The sequence below is a fragment of the Segeticoccus sp. genome (genome assembly GCF_035708005.1).
The window spans coordinates 1-19576 of record NZ_DASSTI010000144.1; the positions used below are offsets into that span (position 1 = coordinate 1).

Consider the following 19576-nt stretch of genomic DNA (forward strand, 5'->3'; position numbering starts at 1 on the left):
CGACGCGGCCGGCACCTCCACGCCGTCCGCCGTGCGGTGCAGCACCGCCGCCCAGCCGCTGTGGAATACCCGTGGCAGCTCGGCGGCCAGCAGCTTCACCGCGGTGCCCTGGCCGGCACGGGCCAGCGACTCCAGCAGCTCCAGCTCCCGGTGGGTCTCCAGCGCGCCGGAGAACGGCCGCAACGACTCGACCTGCACCCCCTCGACCGCCTGCGCTGCGGTGATCAGGCGGTCGGGCAGCCGGCCGGCCGGCAGCTCGACCACGATGTCGTCGACGGCGACGCCGCCACCGCGCTCGAGGACGTCGACGGAGACGATGTCGACACCGGCCTGGCCGAGCGCGCTGGCCACGGCGCCCAGGATGCCGGGCCGGTCCGGCACCACCAGCCGCAAGAGGTATGTCACGGGGCCTCCGGTGATCGGGTGGGAGAAGCTTGGCCCACGGCCGCCGTCCGAGTCGAGCGGGCCCTCCGGCGCCGGGCCGTGCCCACGTACAGTGGCCAGGTTGGATGCCGGGTCGCAGGCCGACCCGTCCGGCGTCGTCGAAGGAGAGTCCGCACCGCCGTGAGCACGCCCACCCGGACCGAAGGGATCTCCCGCGAGGAGGTCGCCCATCTCGCGCGGCTGGCGCGACTGGCGGTGAGCGACGAGGAACTCGACCTGTTCGCCGGCCAGCTCGACGTGGTGCTGCGCGCGGTGGCCCGGGTCGGCGAGGTCGCCGGCGAGGAGGTCCCGCCGACCACCCACGCCGTCCCGATGGTCAACGTGACGAGGCCCGACGCGAACCGGCCGTGCCTGCCGCGCGACGTCGTCCTGTCGCAGGCGCCCGCGGCCGAGGAAGACCGCTTCCGGGTGCCGCGGATCCTGGGGGAGGAGGCGTGAGCGGAGATCTGACGACCCTGGACGTCGCCGCGCTGCAGAGCGTGCTCGAGAAGGGCGAGGCCAGCGCCGCCGAGGTGACCCGCGCCTACCTGGAGCGGATCACCGCCGAGGACGGCCGGATCGCCGCCTACCTGTACGTCGACAGCGAGAACGCGCTGCGCACCGCCGAGGGCGTCGACCAGGCGCGCGCCCGGGGCGACGAGGTGGGCCCACTGGCGGGCGTGCCGCTGGCGCTCAAGGACGTCGTCGTCACCGAGGGCGTGCCCACCACCAGCGGCTCGAAGATCCTGGAGGGGTGGGTCCCGCCGTACGACGCGACGCTCGCCGCCCGGCTCAAGGCGGCCGGCACCGTGCTGCTCGGCAAGACCAACATGGACGAGTTCGCGATGGGCTCCTCCACCGAGAACTCCGCCTACGGGCCCACCCGCAACCCGTGGGACCACGACCGCGTCCCCGGCGGCTCGTCGGGCGGCTCCTCGGCTGCGGTGGCCGGGTTCCTGGCCCCCTGGGCGATCGGCACGGACACCGGCGGCTCGATCCGCCAGCCGGCCGCCGTCACCGGGCTGGTCGGGCACAAGCCCACCTACGGCTCGGTGTCGCGGTACGGCCTGATCGCCTTCTCCTCGAGCCTCGACCAGGCCGGGCCGATGACCCGCACCGTGCTCGACGCGGCGCTCCTGCACGAGGCGATCGGCGGGCACGACCCGCTCGACTCGACCAGCATCGACGCGCCGCTGCCGCCGCTGGCCGAGTGCGCCCGCCGCGGCGCCGCCGGCAACCTGGCCGGGCTGACCGTCGGCGTCGTCCGTGAGCTGGGGGGTGACGGCCACCGGGACGGCTACGAGGAGGGCGTGCTCGCCCGGTTCGCCGACGCGGTGGCGCTGCTGGAGAGCCTGGGCGCGGAGGTGCGCGAGATCTCCTGCCCCGCCTTCGACCTCGCGCTGCCCGCCTACTACCTCATCGCACCGAGCGAGGCGTCGTCCAACCTGGCCCGCTTCGACGGCGTCCGGTACGGCCTGCGGGTCGGGGACGACGGCAGCCACGACCTCGACGAGGTCATGGCGCTCACCCGCGAGGCGGGCTTCGGCGCCGAGGTGAAGCGGCGCATCATCCTCGGTACCTACGCGCTGTCCAGCGGCTACTACGACGCCTACTACGGGCAGGCGCAGAAGGTGCGCACCCTGATCGCGCGCGACTTCGCCGCGGCGTTCGAGCAGGCCGACGTGCTCGTCTCCCCGACGGCCCCAACCACGGCGTTCAAGATCGGCGAGAAGCTCGAGGACCCGATGGCCATGTACCGCAACGACATTGCCACCATCCCCGCCAACCTCGCCGGGGTCCCCGGGATGTCGCTGCCCAGTGGCCTCGCTGACGAGGACGGGCTGCCGGCCGGCCTGCAGGTGCTCGCGCCGGCGACCAAGGACGAACGACTGTATGCCGTGGGCTCGGCCCTGGAGCGACTCCTCACCGAGCGCTGGGGCGGGCCGCTGTGGGCGAGGATGCCGGAGCTCGCCACCACTGGAGCCGTTGCGACGAAGGCGGAGGTGCGCTGATGACGCTCGCGAACCCGCACGTGGCCGAGCCGGTCCTGTCCTACGAGGAGGCGCTGGCGCGGTTCGACCCGGTGATGGGCCTGGAGGTCCACGTCGAGCTCAACACGGCGACCAAGATGTTCTGCGGCTGCGCGACCGGGTTCGGCGCCGAGCCGAACACCCAGGTGTGCCCGGTCTGCCTGGGCCTGCCCGGCGCCCTGCCGGTCGTGAACCGGACGGCCGTCGAGTCCGCGATCCGCATCGGCCTGGCCCTCAACTGCCAGATCGCGGAGTGGTGCCGGTTCGCGCGGAAGAACTACTTCTACCCGGACATGCCGAAGAACTTCCAGACCTCGCAGTACGACGAGCCGATCTGCTTCGAGGGATGGCTGGACGTGGAGGTTGACGGTGGCACCGACGGGCCCGAGACCTTCCGGGTCGAGATCGAGCGCGCCCACATGGAGGAGGACACCGGCAAGTCGCTGCACGTCGGCGGCGCGACGGGCCGGATTCACGGTGCGACCCACTCCCTCGTCGACTACAACCGGGCCGGCATCCCGCTGATCGAGATCGTCACCAAGCCGATCACCGGAGCGGGGGAGCGGGCGCCGGAGGTGGCCCGCGCCTACGTCTCGGCGCTGCGCGACCTGGTCAAGGCCCTCGGCGTCAGCGACGTGCGCATGGAACAGGGCTCGATGCGCTGTGACGCCAACGTCTCGCTGCGCCCGCGCGCCGCCGACGGGGAGGACCAGGCCGACGTGCCGCTGGGCACCCGCACCGAGACCAAGAACGTCAACTCGCTGCGGTCGGTCGAGCGGGCTGTGCGCTACGAGATCACCCGCCACGCGGCGATCCTCGACCGCGGTGACCCGGTCCTGCAGGAGACCCGCCACTGGCACGAGGACACCGGTATCACCACCTCCGGGCGGCCGAAGTCCGACGCCGACGACTACCGCTACTTCCCCGAGCCGGACCTCGTGCCGGTCGCCCCGCCCCGCGAGGACGTCGACCGGCTGCGCGCGACTTTGCCCGAGCCGCCGGCGCAGCGCCGCAAGCGGCTGCAGCAGGAGTGGGGCTACAGCGACCTGGAGATGCGCGACGTCGTCAACGCCGGTGCCACCGAGCTCATCGAGCAGACCGTGGCGGCGGGCGCCACGCCGGCCGGGGCGCGCAAGTGGTGGACCGGCGAGCTCGCCCGCCGCGCCAACGTCGAGGGCCGCGAGGTCGATGACTTCGGCGTGACGCCGCAGCACGTCGCCGAGCTCGACGCCATGGTGCAGGAGGGCCGGCTCAACGACTCGATGGCCCGGCAGGTGCTCGACGGCGTCCTCGACGGCGAGGGCGCGCCGACCGAGGTCGCCGACGCGCGCGGGCTGAAGCTGGTCAGCGACGACGGCGCGCTGAACGACGCCGTCCGCGCGGTGATCGGGGCGAACCCGGACATCGTCGAGAAGATCCGCGGCGGCAAGGTGCAGGCGGCCGGCGCCCTCATCGGTCAGGTCATGAAGCAGATGAAGGGCCAGGCCGACGCTGCCAAGGTGCGTCAGCTGATCCTCGACGAGCTCGGCGTCTCCTGATGGCACTCGTCTCACTCCCGGACACCGAGTGGATCGAGCAGGTCGGTCCGATCGAGGGCATCGAGCAGATCGCGTGGGACATCCTCAGCCCCTCGGGCCGGGAGGACGAGATCGAGCTGGTCGTCCCGCCGTACATGGGCGACCGGTCCCCGCTCGTCGCGCTCAAGGGCCTGCCCCGGCTGCGCGCGGTGCAGCTGCTCTCGGCCGGCTACGAGGACGTGCTCCCGCTGGTGCCCCCCGGCGTCCGGCTCGCCAACGCAGCCGGTGTGCACGACGCCTCGACGGCCGAGCTGGCGGTGGGGCTCGCCCTGGCGACCCTGCGCGGCATACCGCAGATGGTGCGCGCCCAGGAGGAGCGCACGTGGGCCGAGCTCGGCGGGCGCCGCTCGCTCGCGGACCGGCGGGTGCTGATCCTCGGCTACGGATCGGTGGGGCGCGCGGTGGCGCGTCGCCTCGTCGGCTTCGAGGTGGGTATGACGGCCGTCGCCTCCCGTGCCCGCGCCGGGGACGAGTTCGTCGACCGGGTGCACGGCGTGGACGAGCTGCCCGAGCTGCTGCCGCGGCACGACGTGGTGATCGTCATCGTGCCGCTCACCGAGCGCACGCAGGGGATGGTGGACGCCGACTTCCTCGCCCGTATGCCGGCCGGCAGCGTGCTCGTCAACGTCGCCCGCGGCGCGGTGGTGGACACCCACGCGCTGCTGCGGGCGTGCGCCTCCGGGCGGCTGCAGGCGGCCCTCGACGTCACCGATCCCGAGCCGCTCCCGCCGGAGCACCCGGCGTGGACCACCCCGGGTGTCCTCATCAGCCCGCACGTCGGCGGGTTCACCACGGCCTTCTGGCCCCGCGCGGTGGCGCTGTTGCGCGCACAGCTCACCCGCTTCGGGCAGGGCGGGCCGCTGCACCACGTCGTGCACCCCGCCTGAGGACGCTCCAGCGGTCGCAGCGCCCTGCGCCCCTCGCGGTGCCGAGCGATGAGTTTCGCCTGCGACGGTGGTCCACCTCCTGACGGATCCCCCGCGGGCGGAAGGAGCGGTCAGGTGGTCGTGACGGAGAGGCAGCACGGAGCATTGCCCTTGTCGGTGGACGGCGGGAGGCTGCTGTCATGACACAGACGGTGGTCGCGATCGGCACCCGCAAGGGGCTGTGGCTCGCGCGTAGTGAGAACCGCTCGGACTGGTCGCTCGAGGGACCGCACCTGCTGATGCGCGAGGTGCCGAGCCTGGCCTTCGACACCCGGTCCGGCCGGCACCGGCTCCTGGTGGGGATGACCTCCTCCCACTGGGGGCCCACGCTCGTGTGGAGCGACGACCTCGGCCAGAGCTGGCAGGAGCCGGCCGAGGGCGCGATCCGCTTCCCCGAGGACACCGGCGCGGCCCTGGCGCGGGTCTGGCAGCTGGTCCCCGACCCCCACGAGGAGCAGGTGGTCTGGGCAGGCACCGAGCCGCACGCCCTGTGGCGCAGCGAGGACGGCGGTGAGACCTTCAGCCTGGTCCGGGGCCTGTGGGACCACCCGCACCGGACCGAGTGGGGCGAGGGCTTCGGTGGCGGCGCCATCCACACCGTCCTGCCCGACCCGGGCGACCCGGCCGGCATGGTCGTGGCGATGAGCACGGGTGGGGTCTACCGCACCACCGACGCCGGGCAGTCGTGGTCCCCGGCCAACAAGGGCATCACCATCCCGCACTCCCCGGAGCCGTATGCCGAGTTCGGCCAGTGCGTGCACAAGGTCGTCCGGGACGCGCAGACGCCCGGTCGCCTCTACGCCCAGAACCACGACGGCGTCTTCCGCACCGACGACGGCGGCAGCTCCTGGATCTCGGTTGCTGACGGCTTGCCGACCGACTTCGGCTTCGCGGTCCTGGCGCACCCGCGCCGTGGTGGCGAGGTCTGGCTCGTGCCGGTGACCGCCGATGCGGCCCGCATCCCGCCGGGCGACCAGCTGCAGCTGCAGCACTCGACCGACGGTGGGGGCACGTGGGCGACGCAGAGCACCGGGCTGCCGCACCCGTCATACACCTGCGTGCTGCGCGACGCGGCCTGCGTCGACGAGGCGGACCCGGCCGGGGTCTACGTCGGCACCCGCAACGGTGAGGTCTACGGCTCGGCCGACGAGGGGCAGAGCTTCGGGCTCATCGCCTCCCAGCTGCCCGACGTGCTCTGCGTGCGGGCCGCGGTGCTGCCATGACCGTGTCCCGGCCGGTCGCGACCGGCACCGTCCGGGTCGTGCTGCCGGGAGTGCTGCGCGAGCTGGCGGACGGGGCCGCCGAGCTCACGGTGCCGCTCGGCGGCGGGTCGCTGACGGTGCGGCAGTGCCTCGACGCCGTGGCCGCCGACCGCCCCGAGCTCGGCCGGCGGCTGCGCGACGAGACCGGGGCGCTGCGTCGCCACGTCAACGTCTTCGTCGACGGCGCCGACATCCGCTCCCGTGACGGGCTGGACACGCCGCTGCAGCCGGGCGCCGTCGTGCACGTGCTGCCCTCGGTCGCCGGCGGCTGAGCAGAGCGGGAGTCGCGCGGGCACGCTCGTGGGCGGCTGGTGCCCACGGCGCGGTCACGGCCGTGGGCGCAGGACCAGCGGCAGCAGCTGCCGTTCGAGGCTGCGTCGCGGGACGGCACGTGGCTCCAGCAGGTGCTGGGCCATGGCGCCCTGGTGCAGCGCCAGCGCCAGGCGGACGAACTCGGTGGGGGAGACGGCCAGCCGCAGGCCGTGCTGCGCGGCGACCCGCTCCACGACCTCGGCGAGCTCGGTGCGCAACCGCCGCTGGAGCGTCGACCAGCGGCGCCCGGCTTCCCGATCGCGCAACGCGTGGAGGGTGAACTCCATCGAGATCAGGTACCACTGCGCCTCCTCGCGGGGTCGCTGCGACCAGACGTCGAGGACCCCGCCGAGGACCTGCTCGGCGGACAGCTCCGCGCGCCCGGCGAGCGCTCGGGCGCGGCCGATGAGCTGCTGCATGTGCTGCTCGGCGAGGTCGAGGACGAGGTCCTCCTTGGAGCCGAAGTTGGAGTAGAACGCCCCGCGGGTGAAGCCCGCCCGCTCGCAGATCTCCTCCACGCTGGTGCCGTGGAAGCCGCGCTCCGCGAACACCTCCTGGGCGGCGGCGAAGAGGCGCTCACGAGTCGCGACCCGGCGCCGAGTGGGCCCCCGGCGTCCGGAGGGGCGGGGCTGCGAATTGGCGGAAGGCATGGCCTGATAATACATTCCTGTATCGAATACAGGTCTGTATCAAGAGAAGGCAACGATGCTGATCGACGCAGTGGGCGTGGCGGTCGACGGACCGCACGCGCCGCTCCTCCTGCCCACCTCCCTGACGGCACGCACCGGCGCGGTGACCCTCGCGGTCGGGGACCACGGTGACGCGCACGTGGCCCTCGCCCTGGTGCTCGGCGGGCAGCTCGAACCGGACGCGGGACGCGTGACGTTCGGCGGGTCGGCCGACCCGGCGCTGCGGCGTCGGCACGCCGCGCTCGTCGACGTCCCCGGGGTCACGGCGCCCGACCCGGGAGTCTCCGTGCACGACGTGGTGGGCGAGGAGCTCGCACTCGCCCACCAGCCGGCCCGGCGGCGGCACGTGCGGGCCGTCCTCGAGGCGCAGGGCCTGAACGGGCTCGCCGGCGCGCGGTGGGAGAGTGTGCCGGCCGAGGCCCGGACCCGTGTCCTCACCGAGCTGGCCGCCCGGCGCGCGACGGTCGACCTCATGGTGCTCGCTCACCCGGACCGGTTCGGCGGCCGTCCGGACCGCTGGTGGCGACTGGCGCAGGACCTGGCCGAGCAGGGTCTCGCGGTCGTGGTGCAGTGCAGCCACGCCTCCGCCCGGCTGCTCGGGGCGCACGACTATGCACAGCTGGGGGTTGCGGCGTGACCGCGATCCGCCTCGCCGTCACCGAGCTGCGCCGACTCACCGCGGGCCTGCTCCCGAAGATCGCGATCGTCGCGCTCGTCCTCGTGCCGACGCTCTACGGCGGGCTGTACCTCTACGCCAACAAGGACCCCTACGCCCACCTCGACCGGGTGCCGGCAGCCCTCGTCGTCGAGGACCGGGGCACGACCCTGGTCACGGGTGAGCACCTCGAGGTCGGGCCGCGGGTCGCCGGTGACCTCACCAGGGCAGCCACCTTCGACTGGCACCGGGTCAGCCGCGCCCAGGCGCAGCAGGGAGTGTCCGACGACCGCTACGACTTCGCCCTCGTCCTGCCCAAGGACTTCTCCGCTGACCTCGCCTCGAGCGCGGACTTCCGGCCGCGTCGGGCGATGCTCGAGCTGGTGACCAATGACGCCAACAACTACCTGGCGCACACCATCGCCGACACCCTGGTCGGCCAGGTGAGCCGTTCGGTGGCCCAGGAGGTGTCCCAGACCGCCGCCAACACCATGCTGCTCGGCTTCTCGACCATCCACGACAAGGTGGCCGGCGCCACCGAGGGCGCACAACAGCTCGCGTCCGGGGCACACGGGCTGCAGACCGGAGCCGGCCGCCTCGTCGCCGGCACCTCCCGGCTCGACGAGGGCGCCGGGCGGCTCGCCGGCGGCGCCGACCAGCTCGTCGACGGTCAGCGCCGGCTCGCCGATGGCAGCGAGCGGCTGACCAGCGCTGCCGAGCAGGCGTCCTCCGGAGCCCGGGCCGTGAGCTCCGGTGCGCGGCAGCTCGACTCCGGCTTGGCGACGCTGGACGAGCGCACCGCCGCCCTGCCCGGGAAGGCCCAGCTGCTCGCCGCGGGCGCCCGCCAGGTTGCCGAGGGCAACCGCACGGTGGCCGCCGCCGGCGACCGGGTCGCGCGGCTCTCCGGCGACCTGGTCACCCGGATCACGAGCGACCGCAGCGACCTCGCCGACTGGATGCGCCAGCAGGGGTTCACCGACCAGCAGGTGCAGGCCGTCCTGCAGGAGACCCAGCGGCTCAGCGGGCCGGTCCGCGACGCGAACGGGCAGGTCCAACAGACCGCCGCCCAGCTGGACGAGCTCTCGAGAGGCGCGGACCGGGTCGCCTCGGGCACCGAGCAGTTGGCGACGTCGGCCGGGCAGCTGCAGGACGGCATACACCGTGCGCACGTGGGGGCGGGGCAGCTGGCCGAGGGCGCCGGTTCACTGGCCGCCGGGGCCGACCAGCTGGCCAGCGGCGCCCGCAGCCTGCGCGAGGGCCAGCGGTCCGCGCTCGCCGGCGCCCAGCGACTGCAGGCGGGGGCGAAGGACCTGCAGTCCGGCGCCGAGCGGGCGCACGAGGGCGCCTCCTCACTGGAGAGCGGTGCCGGCCGGCTCGAGGCCGGTGCGACGCAGCTGCACGACGCCCTCGCCCAAGGGCTGAAGAGCATCCCGAACCCCAGCGCCACGGCGCGCACCGCGGTCGCCCAGACGCTCGGGCACCCGGTCGGCGTGGCCGACCGCTCCTTGGCGTCGGCGGGGTCCTACGGCGCGGGGCTGGCGCCGTTCTTCCTGAGTCTGGCGCTCTGGATCGGCGCGTACGTCCTGTTCCTGCTCGTGCGGCCCTACTCGACCCGCGCGCTCGCGGCTGGTCAGCCCGCGTGGCGGGTGGCGCTCGGTGGGTGGCTGCCGCCGGCACTGGTCGGGATGGGGCAGGCGCTGCTGGTCTTTGCCGTGGTGGCCCTGTGGCTGCGCCTGCCGGTCGCCCACGCCGGGGCGACGATCGGGCTGCTCTTCCTGACGTCGGTGACCTTCGTGGCGCTGGTGCAGCTGCTGGTCGCCCGGCTGGGCGCCGTCGGGAAGTTCCTCGGGCTGGTCCTCCTGGTGCTGCAGCTGGTCAGCGCCGGCGGCACCTTCCCGTGGCAGACGCTGCCCGGCCCACTGCGGGTGCTGCACCACGTCCTGCCGATGAGCTATGCCATCGACGGGGTCCGGCACCTGATGTACGGCGGATCCCTCACCTCGGTGGGGCTCGACGTGGGCGTGCTGCTGGCCTACCTCGCGGTCGGGCTGCTCGGCGCCACTGCGGCCTGCGCGCGCGCCCGGATCTGGACCGCCGCACGGATCCGCCCGGAGCTGGTGCTCTGACCGACCCCGGCAGCTGCAGGGGATGGGTTGCCGCGGGTCGCCGGCGTGAGCATTCTGTTGAGCGGAGCCGCAGCCCGGGGAGACACCCCACCAAGCGCCGAGGAGCGCCAGCATGAGCCTGAGCGAGAACAGCGACACCTCCGACCGGACCCTGATCCTGTTGCGGCACGCCAAGGCGGAGAAGGGCCGGGACAAGGCGGATGCCGAGCGCGAGCTCGCCGACCGCGGGATGCGCGACGCCGAGGCGGTCGGCGAGTGGATCGTCGAGGCGACCGCGGACGGGCACGTCCCGCCGATCGACGTGGTGGTCTGCTCGACGGCGCTGCGCACCAAGCAAACCTGGGAGGCGGCCGTCGCCGGCGGGGCGGAGGCCGGGGACGTCTGGTACGACCGGACCGTCTACAACGCCAGCCCCGAGGCGCTGCTCGACGTGGTGCACGAGCTGCCCGAGGACTGCAGCACGGCGGTCATCGTCGGCCACTCGCCCGGCGTGCCGTGGCTGGCCGGGCTGCTGATGACCGACGAGGAGGCCGAGAGCTCCGGCGTCGACGTCCTCGAGGAGGGCTGGCCGACCGCCGGCCTCGCGGTGCTGCGCTGCGACGGGCCGTGGGAGAAGCTCCAGCCGCACTCCGCCCACCTGCAGGAGTTCGTCGTCCCGCGCGGCTGACGGCGTGCCGGGGCGCTGGGTGCCCGCGGGCCGGTCTCGGCCTCGCGATCCGGTGGCGCGCCTCCCGCACGTACGTCCAACCGTTCCCTACGCTCGTGGCGTCACAGTGGCAGGGGAGGCACACATGACGCACGAGGCCGTGGACCACCGCCGAGGAACGATCCATGGGCTGGACGGGCTCCGCGCCCTCGCGATCCTCGGTGTGCTGGTCTACCACCTGCGGTCCGACTCGCTGCCCGGCGGCTACCTCGGGGTCGACGTCTTCTTCGTGGTGAGCGGGTTCCTCATCACGACGCTGCTCCTGCGCGAGTTGCGCGACCGCGGACGGCTCGACCTGCCGCACTTCTGGCTGCGCCGGGCGCGCCGGCTGCTGCCGGCCCTGGTGCTGGTCGTGGTCTGCAGCATCGTCCTCGGCTTCGCCGTCGGCGACGACCTGCTGGTGCACATCGCGAGGCAGACGGTGGGCGCGCTGACCTTCAGCAACAACTGGGTCGAGATCGCGGCCGGGTCCAGCTACTTCGCGCACACCTCGCCGCTGCTGTTCATGAACTTCTGGTCGCTCGCGGTGGAGGAGCAGTTCTACCTGTTCTGGCCGCTGGCGCTCGCCCTGATCCTCGCGCTGGCCCGGTCCACCGCCGTGCGGGTGCGGATCGCGCTGCTGCTGGCCGCCGCGTCGGCGCTGGCGATGGCGGTGATCTTCCAGGTCGGCGGTGACGCGACCCGCGTCTACTACGGCACCGACACCCACCTGTTCGGCCTGATGATCGGGGCAGCGCTGGCCTTCACGTGGGCGGCCCCCGAGCGGCCCCTGGAGTCCCGCCGCTGGCAGCGCGTCCGTATGCCGGTCGCCGCCGTCTCGCTCGTCGGCCTCCTCGCGCTCATGCGGGTGCTGGACCAGCCGTCCGGATTCACCTTCCGCGGCGGGATCCTGCTGGCCAGCCTGCTCACCGCCGGCCTCATCGCCGCCCTGCTCGGCCCGGACAGCCTCCTGCGCAGGGCACTCGACCTGCCCCCGCTGGTGTGGGTCGGGCAGCGCTCCTACGGCATCTACCTGTGGCACTGGCCGATGATCCTCGTCGTCACCGCCGCGCTGCCGGCGACCACGGCCGACTCGGCGATGAGCTGGACCGGCCGGGGGCTGGCAGTGGCCCTGACGCTGGTGCTGTCGTGGGCGTCATACCGCTGGCTGGAGGTGCCGGTGCGCCGTCTCGGCTTCCGGGGAGCGCTCGGGGCGTTCGGGCGCTGGGTCGCCCAGCCGTGGGAGGTCAGCCGGGTGCCTCGGCTGACCGGCGGGGTGATCGTCACCGCCGTCCTGGTCACCGCGATCGCCATCACGACCGCGCCGGACAAGAGCCAGGTGCAGCAGCAGCTCGAGGCCAACGCCGCGCTGGCCAACGAGTCGGTCTCTGCCACGGTCCACGGGAGCGGGAGCGGGAGCGGTGGCAAGGGCGGACCCGGTGCCGGTGCGGGCGACCGGGCCTCGTCCGGCGCCGCGCGCGGCGACGCGAAGGGGGCAGCAGCCCACGCGGCGACGGGCCGGGGCAGCGCCGGCAAGCCGCAGGACGGTGGGCCGGCGGACGGTGCCGGCACGGGCCCGGCGCCACACCGCAGCAACAGCTCGGACTCCAAGAGCGGCGCTGCCAAGGGCACGGGAGCCGTCAGCCGGACCGCCGACTTCTCCATGCCGACCGGCAAGGAGATCACCGTCTTCGGTGACTCCCTGGTGGTCTGCAGCGCCGACGCTCTGCTGGTGAAGTTCCCGGGGATCATGATGGACGCCAAGTCCAACCGGCAGTGGCCCGACGGCCAGCAGGCCGTGCAGAGTCGGCTGGCGCAGGGGACGGTGCGGCGCGCGGTGGTGCTCGACTTCGGCACCAACGCCGGCGTGCAGGACAAGGGCCTGGTGGGCGACGTCATCAAGGCGCTCGGACCCGACCGGATGATCGTGCTCGTCAACCTCTACGGCGTCTGGGTTCCGGAGGGCAACGAGGCCCTCGCCGACATCGCCTCGCACCACCCGAACGTCATCGTCGCCAACTGGCACGACGCGATCGCCCAGCACCCTGAGCTGCTGCAGCCCGACGGGATCCACCCCGGCATCGAGGGGGCACACCTCTACGCCGACGTCGTCAGCCGGGCGCTGCACCAGCTCTCGCACCGGCTCCAGGCCGCCCAGAAGGGGTGACCGATCGCTGGGACACCCGTCCCACGTGACGGACACACCGGCATACACTCACGGGCATGTCTCAGCCGTCCACGAACACCCCTGCAGCCTCGACCCAGCCCGACATCAAGCCGCGCAGCCGGGACGTCACCGACGGCCTCGAGAAGACGGCCGCGCGGGGGATGCTCCGCGCCGTCGGGCTCGGCGACGACGACTTCGCCAAACCACAGATCGGCGTGGCCAGTTCGTGGAACGAGATCACCCCCTGCAACCTGTCCCTGGAGCGGCTCGCCGGGGCCGTCAAGGACGGTGTGTTCGCTGCTGGCGGCTATCCCTTGGAGTTCGGCACCATCTCGGTCTCCGACGGCATCTCCATGGGCCACGAGGGCATGCACTTCTCGCTGGTGAGCCGCGAGATCATCGCCGATTCCGTGGAGACGGTCATGCAGGCCGAGCGGCTCGACGGCTCGGTGCTGCTCGCGGGGTGCGACAAGTCCCTGCCCGGCATGCTGATGGCCGCGGCGCGGCTCGACCTCGCCTCGGTCTTCCTGTATGCCGGCACGATCCTCCCCGGCATCGCCAAGCTCTCCGACGGGTCGGAGAAGGAGGTCACGATCATCGACGCGTTCGAGGCGGTGGGCGCCTGCGCGGCCGGGCGGATGTCGCGCGAGGACGTGGACGCGATCGAGCGCGCGATCTGCCCGGGGGAGGGCGCCTGCGGCGGGTTCTACACCGCCAACACGATGGCCGCGGTCGCCGAGGCGATCGGCATGTCCGTTCCGGGCTCGGCCGCCCCGCCGGCCACCGACCGGCGCCGCGACGCCTTCGCCCGCAAGTCGGGGGAGGCGGTCGTGGGGCTGCTGCGCCAGGGCATCACGGCCCGACAGATCATGACCAAGCCGGCGTTCGAGAACGCCATCGCCGTCGTCATGGCCTTCGGTGGCTCGACCAACGCCGTGCTGCACCTCCTGGCGATGGCGCAGGAGGCCGAGGTCGACCTGACCATCGGCGACTTCCAGCGCATCGGCAAGAAGATCCCCCACCTGGCCGACGTCAAGCCGTTCGGGCAGTTCGTCATGAAGGACATCGACCACATCGGCGGGATCCCCGTGGTGATGAAGACCCTGCTCGAGGCCGGCCTGTTCGACGGGGACTGCCTGACCGTCACCGGCAAGACCATGGCGGAGAACCTCGAGGAGCTGAACCCGCCGCACATCGACGGCAGCGTCATCCGCGAGATGTCCCGCCCGATCCATTCCACCGGTGGCCTGACCATCCTCACCGGCTCGCTCGCGCCCGAGGGCGCCGTGGTGAAGTCGGCGGGCTTCGACGAGAGCGTGTTCGAGGGCACCGCGCGGGTCTTCGACGGCGAGCGCGCCGCCATGGACGCGGTCGAGGGCGGGTCGCTCACGGCAGGCGACGTCGTGGTGATCCGCTACGAGGGTCCCAAGGGTGGCCCGGGCATGCGCGAGATGCTCGCCGTCACCGGTGCCATCAAGGGCGCGGGCCTGGGCAAGGACGTGCTGCTGCTCACCGACGGCCGCTTCTCGGGCGGCACCACCGGCCTGTGCGTCGGGCACGTCGCGCCCGAGGCCATGGACAACGGGCCGATCGCGTTCGTCCACGACGGCGACCCGATCCGGCTCGACGTCGCCGAAGGGCGGCTCGACCTGCTCGTGGACGACGACGAGCTCGAGCGCCGTCGCGCCGCCGGGGTCACGCACCCCGAGTCGCGCTACCAGCGCGGGGTGCTCGCCAAGTACCGCAAGCTCGTCGGCAGCGCCTCCCGCGGCGCGGTGCTGGACGGCGACTGAGCGGCGCACGGCATACCGCTTGTTGCTGGTGATCGGCGACTCCCGAGTCGCCGATCGCCAGCAACAAGGCGAGGTGCGGGACAAGACGTGAGACGTGGGTCCGTATGCCGAGACGAGCCAACCGCTGGATTGACACCTCGGGTGCCCCGGGAGGACTCTTTGGGCGTGGCCCGAATTCTCGTACTCACCTAGCGCGCCGACTCAGCCTTCAGTCAGCGCGCTGCCCCTCGTGTCCGTCCGGACGAGGGGCTTTTTCGTACCCGGGCCCGGCTGGGCGCCAGCGGAACTCAGCCGAACCCGAGGCACGGAGGTGAGTGCGGGCGGGACGGATCAGCAGACGAAGAACGGTGACGACAGTGACAGAGCAGTCCACAACCCCTCCGCACGGCGGCGCGCACCGCGAACCCGTGCCCTCGCCGGCCGAGGTCGCCCGCGCGGCGCGGCGCCCGGCGGCGGCCGGCGGCGAGCCCCGTGAGGCGCTCCCCGAGCCCGAGCAGCTCACCGGGGCCCAGAGCCTCGTGCGCTCGCTCGAGGCCGTCGGCGTCGACACCGTCTTCGGCATCCCCGGTGGTGCGATCCTGCCGGCCTACGACCCGCTGCTCGACTCCGAGAAGGTCCGGCACGTCCTCGTCCGCCACGAGCAGGGTGCCGGACACGCCGCCGAGGGCTACGCGTCGGCGACCGGCCGGGTCGGGGTCTGCATGGCCACCAGCGGCCCCGGTGCGACGAATCTGGTGACGCCGCTCGCCGACGCCTACATGGACTCGGTCCCCGTCGTGGCGATCACCGGGCAGGTCTCGTCGAAGGCGATCGGCACCGACGCCTTCCAGGAGGCCGACATCCGGGGGATCACCATGCCGGTCACCAAGCACAACTACCTCGTGACCAAGGCGGAGGACATCCCGCGCGTCATCGCCGAGGCGTTCCACGTCGCCTCGACCGGGCGGCCGGGGCCGGTCCTGGTGGACATCAGCAAGGACGCGCTGCAGGCCAAGACCACCTTTGCGTGGCCGCCCAAGGTGGCGCTGCCCGGCTACCACCCCGGAACTCGCCCGCACGCCAAGCAGATTCGCGCCGCCGCCCAGCTCATCCGCGAGGCCCGGCGCCCGGTCTTCTACGTCGGCGGCGGAGTCATCCGCGCCGAGGCGAGTGAACAGCTGCGCGAGCTGGTCGAGCTCACCCAGATCCCGCTGGTCACCACGCTGATGGCACGCGGTGCGGTGCCGGACAGCCACCCGCTGCACCTCGGCATGCCCGGGATGCACGGAGCCGTCGCCGCCGTCACCGCGCTGCAGAAGGCGGACCTGCTCATCGCCCTCGGCACCCGCTTCGACGACCGGGTGACGGGGCAGCTGTCGACGTTCGCCCCGCACGCCAAGGTGATCCACGCCGACATCGACCCGGCGGAGATCTCCAAGAACCGGGTGGCCGACGTGCCGATCGTGGGCGACGCCAAGGCCGTGATCGTCGAGCTGTTCGAGGCGTTGCGCGAGGGTCAGGACGGCTCCCAGCCGGCGCCCTCCGGCGAGGGCTCGACCCGCACCACCGGCGACTACGACGCCTGGCGTCAGCAGGTGCTGGAGTGGAAGGCGACCTACCCGGTCGGCTACACCGCCCCGGAGGGCGGCACGGTGGCACCGCAGCACGTGATCGAGCGGATCGGCGCGCTGTCCGGACCCGACGCGACGTTCGTCTCCGGCGTCGGCCAGCACCAGATGTGGGCGGCCCAGTTCGTCCAGTACGAGCGGCCGAACAGCTGGCTCAACTCCGGTGGCCTCGGCACGATGGGGTATGCCGTGCCCGCCGCCATGGGTGCCAAGGCCGCCGAACCCGACCGGGTGGTCTGGGCGATCGACGGGGACGGCTGCTTCCAGATGACCAACCAGGAACTGGCCACCTGCGTCATCAACGACATCCCGATCAAGGTGGCGGTGATCAACAACTCCAGCCTGGGCATGGTGCGCCAGTGGCAGACGCTGTTCTACAACGAGCGCTACTCCAACACCGACCTGCACACCAGCCACGGCGGGCGCGTGCCCGACTTCGTCAAGCTGGCCGAGGCCTACGGCTGCGTCGGGTTGCGGTGTGAGCGCCCGGAGGACGTGGACGCCACGATCCAGAAGGCGTTGGAGATCAACGACGCCCCGGTCGTGATCGACTTCGTCGTCCATCGCGACGCCATGGTGTGGCCGATGGTGCCCGCCGGTGTCAGCAACGACCAGATCACCGTGGCGCGAGCGATGACCCCGGTGTGGGACCGCTCCGAGGAGGAGGCAGCCGAATGAGCAAGCACACACTGTCGGTGCTGGTGGAGAACAAGCCGGGCGTCCTGGCCCGCATCGCCGGACTGTTCTCCCGGCGCGGCTTCAACATCGACTCCCTCGCCGTCGGCCCGACCGAGTACGAGGAGATCTCACGGATGACGGTCGTGGTCGACGTCGAGGAGCTGCCCCTGGAGCAGGTCACCAAGCAGCTGAACAAGCTGGTCGAGGTGCTCAAGGTCGTCGAGCTCGAGGCAGACGCCTCGGTGCAGCGCGAGCTGATCCTCGTCAAGGTCCGCGCGGACGTGCAGGCCCGCTCGCACGTCCTGGAGCTGGTCGAGATGTTCCGCGCCCACGTCGTGGACGTCGCGCCGGACAGCCTCGTGGTCGAGGCCACCGGCACCAGTGACAAGCTGGACGCTTTCCTCGAGGTGCTCGAGCCGTTCGGCGTCCGCGAGCTGGTGCAGTCCGGCATGGTCGCGGTCGGCCGGGGCTCGCGCTCCATCACCGACCGCAGCCTGAGATCCGCCTGACCCCCGCCCCTCTCGCCGATCTCGGGACTCTCCCGCCGATCTCGGGACTCTACCCGCCAATCTAGGGAGACCCCCGCCGATCTCGGGACTCTCCCGCCAATCTAGGGAGACTCCCGCCGATCTCGGGAGATTGCGGCCCGGAGAGTCCCGAGATGCGCGGGTGAGTCCCGAGATCCGCACGTGGGGGCTCCCCCCCGGGGGTGCCGGCACCGCGGGGTGCCGGCACCGCGGGGCGTCCGCACCGTGGAGCGGGCGCACGGCCGGTGCGCACTCGGCATACCGTGGGTTCGACTCACCCCCTGTGGTGCGGCCAGGAACCTGCGAAACCAACGAGAAGCAGAGCAACGAGCAAAGGAGTGGCCGACGTGGCCGAGATGTTCTATGACGACGACGCTGACCTGTCGGTGATCCAGGGGCGGCGCGTGGCCGTCCTGGGGTACGGCAGCCAGGGGCACGCGCACGCCCTCAACCTGCGCGACTCGGGCGTGGACGTCCGCGTCGGCCTGCTGGAGGGATCGAAGTCGCGGCCCAAGGCCGAGGCAGAGGGGTTGAAGGTCGTCACCCCCGCGCAGGCCGTGCAGGAGGCGGACGTCATCGTCATCCTCGCGCCGGACCACGTGCAGCGGAAGCTGTATGCCGACTCGGTCGCCCCGCACTTGAACGAGGGCGACGCGCTCGTCTTCGGGCACGGGTTCAACATCCGCTTCGGCTACATCGAGCCGCCGGCGGGCGTCGACGTCTTCATGGTCGCGCCGAAGGGCCCCGGTCACCTCGTGCGCCGCGAGTTCGTCGACGGCCGTGGGGTTCCCGTGCTCCTCGCCGTCGAGAAGGACGAGAGCGGCAAGGCCTGGGACCTCGCCAAGTCCTACGCCAAGGGCATCGGCGGCCTGCGCGCCGGCGGCATCGGGACCACCTTCACCGAGGAGACCGAGACCGACCTGTTCGGTGAGCAGTCGGTGCTCTGCGGTGGTGCGTCGCAGCTGGTGCAGTACGGCTTCGAGGTGCTCACCGAGGCCGGCTACCAGCCGGAGATCGCCTACTTCGAGTGCCTGCACGAGCTCAAGCTGATCGTGGACCTCATGTACGAGGGCGGCATCAGCAAGCAGCGCTGGTCGATCTCGGACACCGCGGAGTACGGCGACTACGTCTCCGGCCCGCGCGTCATCGACCCGCACGTGAAGGAGAACATGAAGGCGGTCCTCGAGGACATCCGCAACGGCTCCTTCGCCCAGCGGTTCATCGACGACCAGGACGCCGGCGCGCCGGAGTTCCAGGCGCTGCGCGAGAAGGCCGCCGGCCACCCGATCGAGAAGACCGGGCGCGAGCTGCGCGGGCTGATGAGCTGGATCAAGCCCACCGACGCGGACTACACCGAGGGCAGCGCCGCCCGCTGACCCCTCGAGGGTGGGGCCGGAGGGTCAGATCACGGACGCGATCCGTCTCATGATCTGAGATTCTGGTTCCGGGAGCCGGACCTCAACCCGTACCCTGAATCCCGTGACGCGGCAGTGCCTCATCCTTCGGCGCCGCGACGGGCTTTCCTAGGTCAGCACCCCGTCGCGGAGATCCCGCGTACCCCGCTGACCGGACCGCCAGGCACGAACTCGAGCGGTCCTGGAAACCCCCACTGGCAGCATGCACGCCGGGCTGTTGCGACGGCCCCGGCAGGACGAAGGACTGAGCACCATGAGCGAAGAGCAGCAAGAGGCCCGTCGGGCGTTGCAGGAGTCGATGGACCTGCGCGACTGACCACCCAGACGCACCGAAGCGGCCCGCCCGGCCTTGTCCCGGGCGGGCCGCTTCGCTGTCCTCCGCTCACCCCACTGTTGCTGAACGCCCCGCGCTCTCGACAACCGCGGAACGTCAGCAACAAGCCAGGTGGGTCGGTCCGGGATCTGAGACCGGCATCCCGCAGTGTGGGCGCGCGACCTACGCTCGCGCGTATGAGCACCGCAGCAGGCGCGCCCGCAGCCGGCACCCCGACGACGCCCACGCCCCGTGACACGATCGACCTCGCCGTCATCGGCGGCGACGGCATCGGCCCGGAGGTCGTCGCCGAGGGCCTGAAGGTGCTCTCCGCCGTCACCAACGGCGGCCCGAAGGTCACGACCACCGAGTACGACCTCGGCGCCCGCCG

16 protein-coding genes and 1 pseudogene are annotated in these 19576 nt (G+C 72.4%); 15 read left to right on the forward strand and 2 right to left on the reverse strand.

What is annotated here, in order from left to right; translation table 11 throughout:
- Positions 1-405: ACT domain-containing protein (locus VFL99_RS14070; protein ID WP_325107002.1), on the reverse strand; the 405-nt coding region annotated here is incomplete at its 3' end.
- A 159-nt stretch (positions 406-564) separates the two neighbouring features.
- Between VFL99_RS14070 and gatC the strand changes: the two genes are divergently transcribed.
- The 6 genes from gatC to VFL99_RS14100 all read left to right on the forward strand — a co-directional run bounded on the left by gatC (position 565) and on the right by VFL99_RS14100 (position 6490).
- On the forward strand, positions 565-882 hold the full coding sequence (gene gatC / locus VFL99_RS14075; RefSeq protein WP_325107003.1) for an Asp-tRNA(Asn)/Glu-tRNA(Gln) amidotransferase subunit GatC: 318 nt from the start codon (positions 565-567) through the stop codon (positions 880-882).
- Entirely contained in the window at positions 879-2435 is a 1557-nt protein-coding gene (gatA, locus tag VFL99_RS14080) for an Asp-tRNA(Asn)/Glu-tRNA(Gln) amidotransferase subunit GatA (protein ID WP_325107004.1), read from the forward strand. Before gatC ends, gatA begins: the two co-directional genes overlap by 4 nt.
- Positions 2435-3991, forward strand: coding sequence for an Asp-tRNA(Asn)/Glu-tRNA(Gln) amidotransferase subunit GatB (gene gatB, locus VFL99_RS14085; protein WP_325107005.1), 1557 nt, complete (start codon positions 2435-2437; stop codon positions 3989-3991). Before gatA ends, gatB begins: the two co-directional genes overlap by 1 nt.
- Entirely contained in the window at positions 3991-4917 is a 927-nt protein-coding gene (locus VFL99_RS14090) for a 2-hydroxyacid dehydrogenase (RefSeq protein ID WP_325107006.1), read from the forward strand. Before gatB ends, VFL99_RS14090 begins: the two co-directional genes overlap by 1 nt.
- 179 nt (positions 4918-5096) lie before the next feature.
- Positions 5097-6179 (forward strand): WD40/YVTN/BNR-like repeat-containing protein, encoded by a 1083-nt coding sequence (locus tag VFL99_RS14095; protein WP_325107007.1) that lies wholly within the window; start codon positions 5097-5099, stop codon positions 6177-6179.
- On the forward strand, positions 6176-6490 hold the full coding sequence (locus VFL99_RS14100) for a ubiquitin-like small modifier protein 1 (RefSeq protein WP_325107008.1): 315 nt from the start codon (positions 6176-6178) through the stop codon (positions 6488-6490). Before VFL99_RS14095 ends, VFL99_RS14100 begins: the two co-directional genes overlap by 4 nt.
- A 54-nt stretch (positions 6491-6544) precedes the next feature.
- Here the strand turns inward: VFL99_RS14100 and VFL99_RS14105 are convergent, their stop codons facing one another.
- Positions 6545-7180 (reverse strand): TetR/AcrR family transcriptional regulator, encoded by a 636-nt coding sequence (locus VFL99_RS14105; RefSeq protein ID WP_325107009.1) that lies wholly within the window; start codon positions 7178-7180, stop codon positions 6545-6547.
- Between the two features lie 55 nt (positions 7181-7235).
- Between VFL99_RS14105 and VFL99_RS14110 the strand changes: the two genes are divergently transcribed.
- The 9 genes and pseudogenes from VFL99_RS14110 to VFL99_RS14150 all read left to right on the forward strand — a co-directional run.
- Positions 7236-7856: an ATP-binding cassette domain-containing protein gene (locus VFL99_RS14110; RefSeq protein WP_325107010.1), complete on the forward strand. Its 621-nt coding sequence runs from the start codon at positions 7236-7238 to the stop codon at positions 7854-7856.
- Positions 7853-10000 (forward strand): YhgE/Pip domain-containing protein, encoded by a 2148-nt coding sequence (locus tag VFL99_RS14115; protein ID WP_325107011.1) that lies wholly within the window; start codon positions 7853-7855, stop codon positions 9998-10000. The genes VFL99_RS14110 and VFL99_RS14115 overlap by 4 nt, the downstream gene beginning before the upstream one ends.
- Before the next feature lie 112 nt (positions 10001-10112).
- On the forward strand, positions 10113-10667 hold the full coding sequence (locus VFL99_RS14120) for a SixA phosphatase family protein (protein WP_325107012.1): 555 nt from the start codon (positions 10113-10115) through the stop codon (positions 10665-10667).
- Positions 10668-10791: 124 nt separating this feature from the next.
- On the forward strand, positions 10792-12852 hold the full coding sequence (locus tag VFL99_RS14125; protein ID WP_325107013.1) for an acyltransferase family protein: 2061 nt from the start codon (positions 10792-10794) through the stop codon (positions 12850-12852).
- 56 nt (positions 12853-12908) lie between these two features.
- Positions 12909-14645 (forward strand): dihydroxy-acid dehydratase, encoded by a 1737-nt coding sequence (gene ilvD, locus VFL99_RS14130; RefSeq protein ID WP_325107014.1) that lies wholly within the window; start codon positions 12909-12911, stop codon positions 14643-14645.
- Between the two features lie 356 nt (positions 14646-15001).
- The gene (locus tag VFL99_RS14135; RefSeq protein WP_325107017.1) at positions 15002-16930 is read left to right on the forward strand and encodes an acetolactate synthase large subunit; all 1929 of its coding nucleotides are present in this window, start codon (positions 15002-15004) and stop codon (positions 16928-16930) included.
- Positions 16927-17439, forward strand: coding sequence for an acetolactate synthase small subunit (gene ilvN, locus VFL99_RS14140; RefSeq protein WP_325107015.1), 513 nt, complete (start codon positions 16927-16929; stop codon positions 17437-17439). Before VFL99_RS14135 ends, ilvN begins: the two co-directional genes overlap by 4 nt.
- Positions 17440-17804: 365 nt before the next feature.
- Positions 17805-18833, forward strand: coding sequence for a ketol-acid reductoisomerase (gene ilvC / locus VFL99_RS14145; protein ID WP_325107016.1), 1029 nt, complete (start codon positions 17805-17807; stop codon positions 18831-18833).
- Between the two features lie 549 nt (positions 18834-19382).
- Positions 19383-19576 (forward strand): annotated as a pseudogene (locus VFL99_RS14150) (hypothetical protein); the annotation flags it as partial.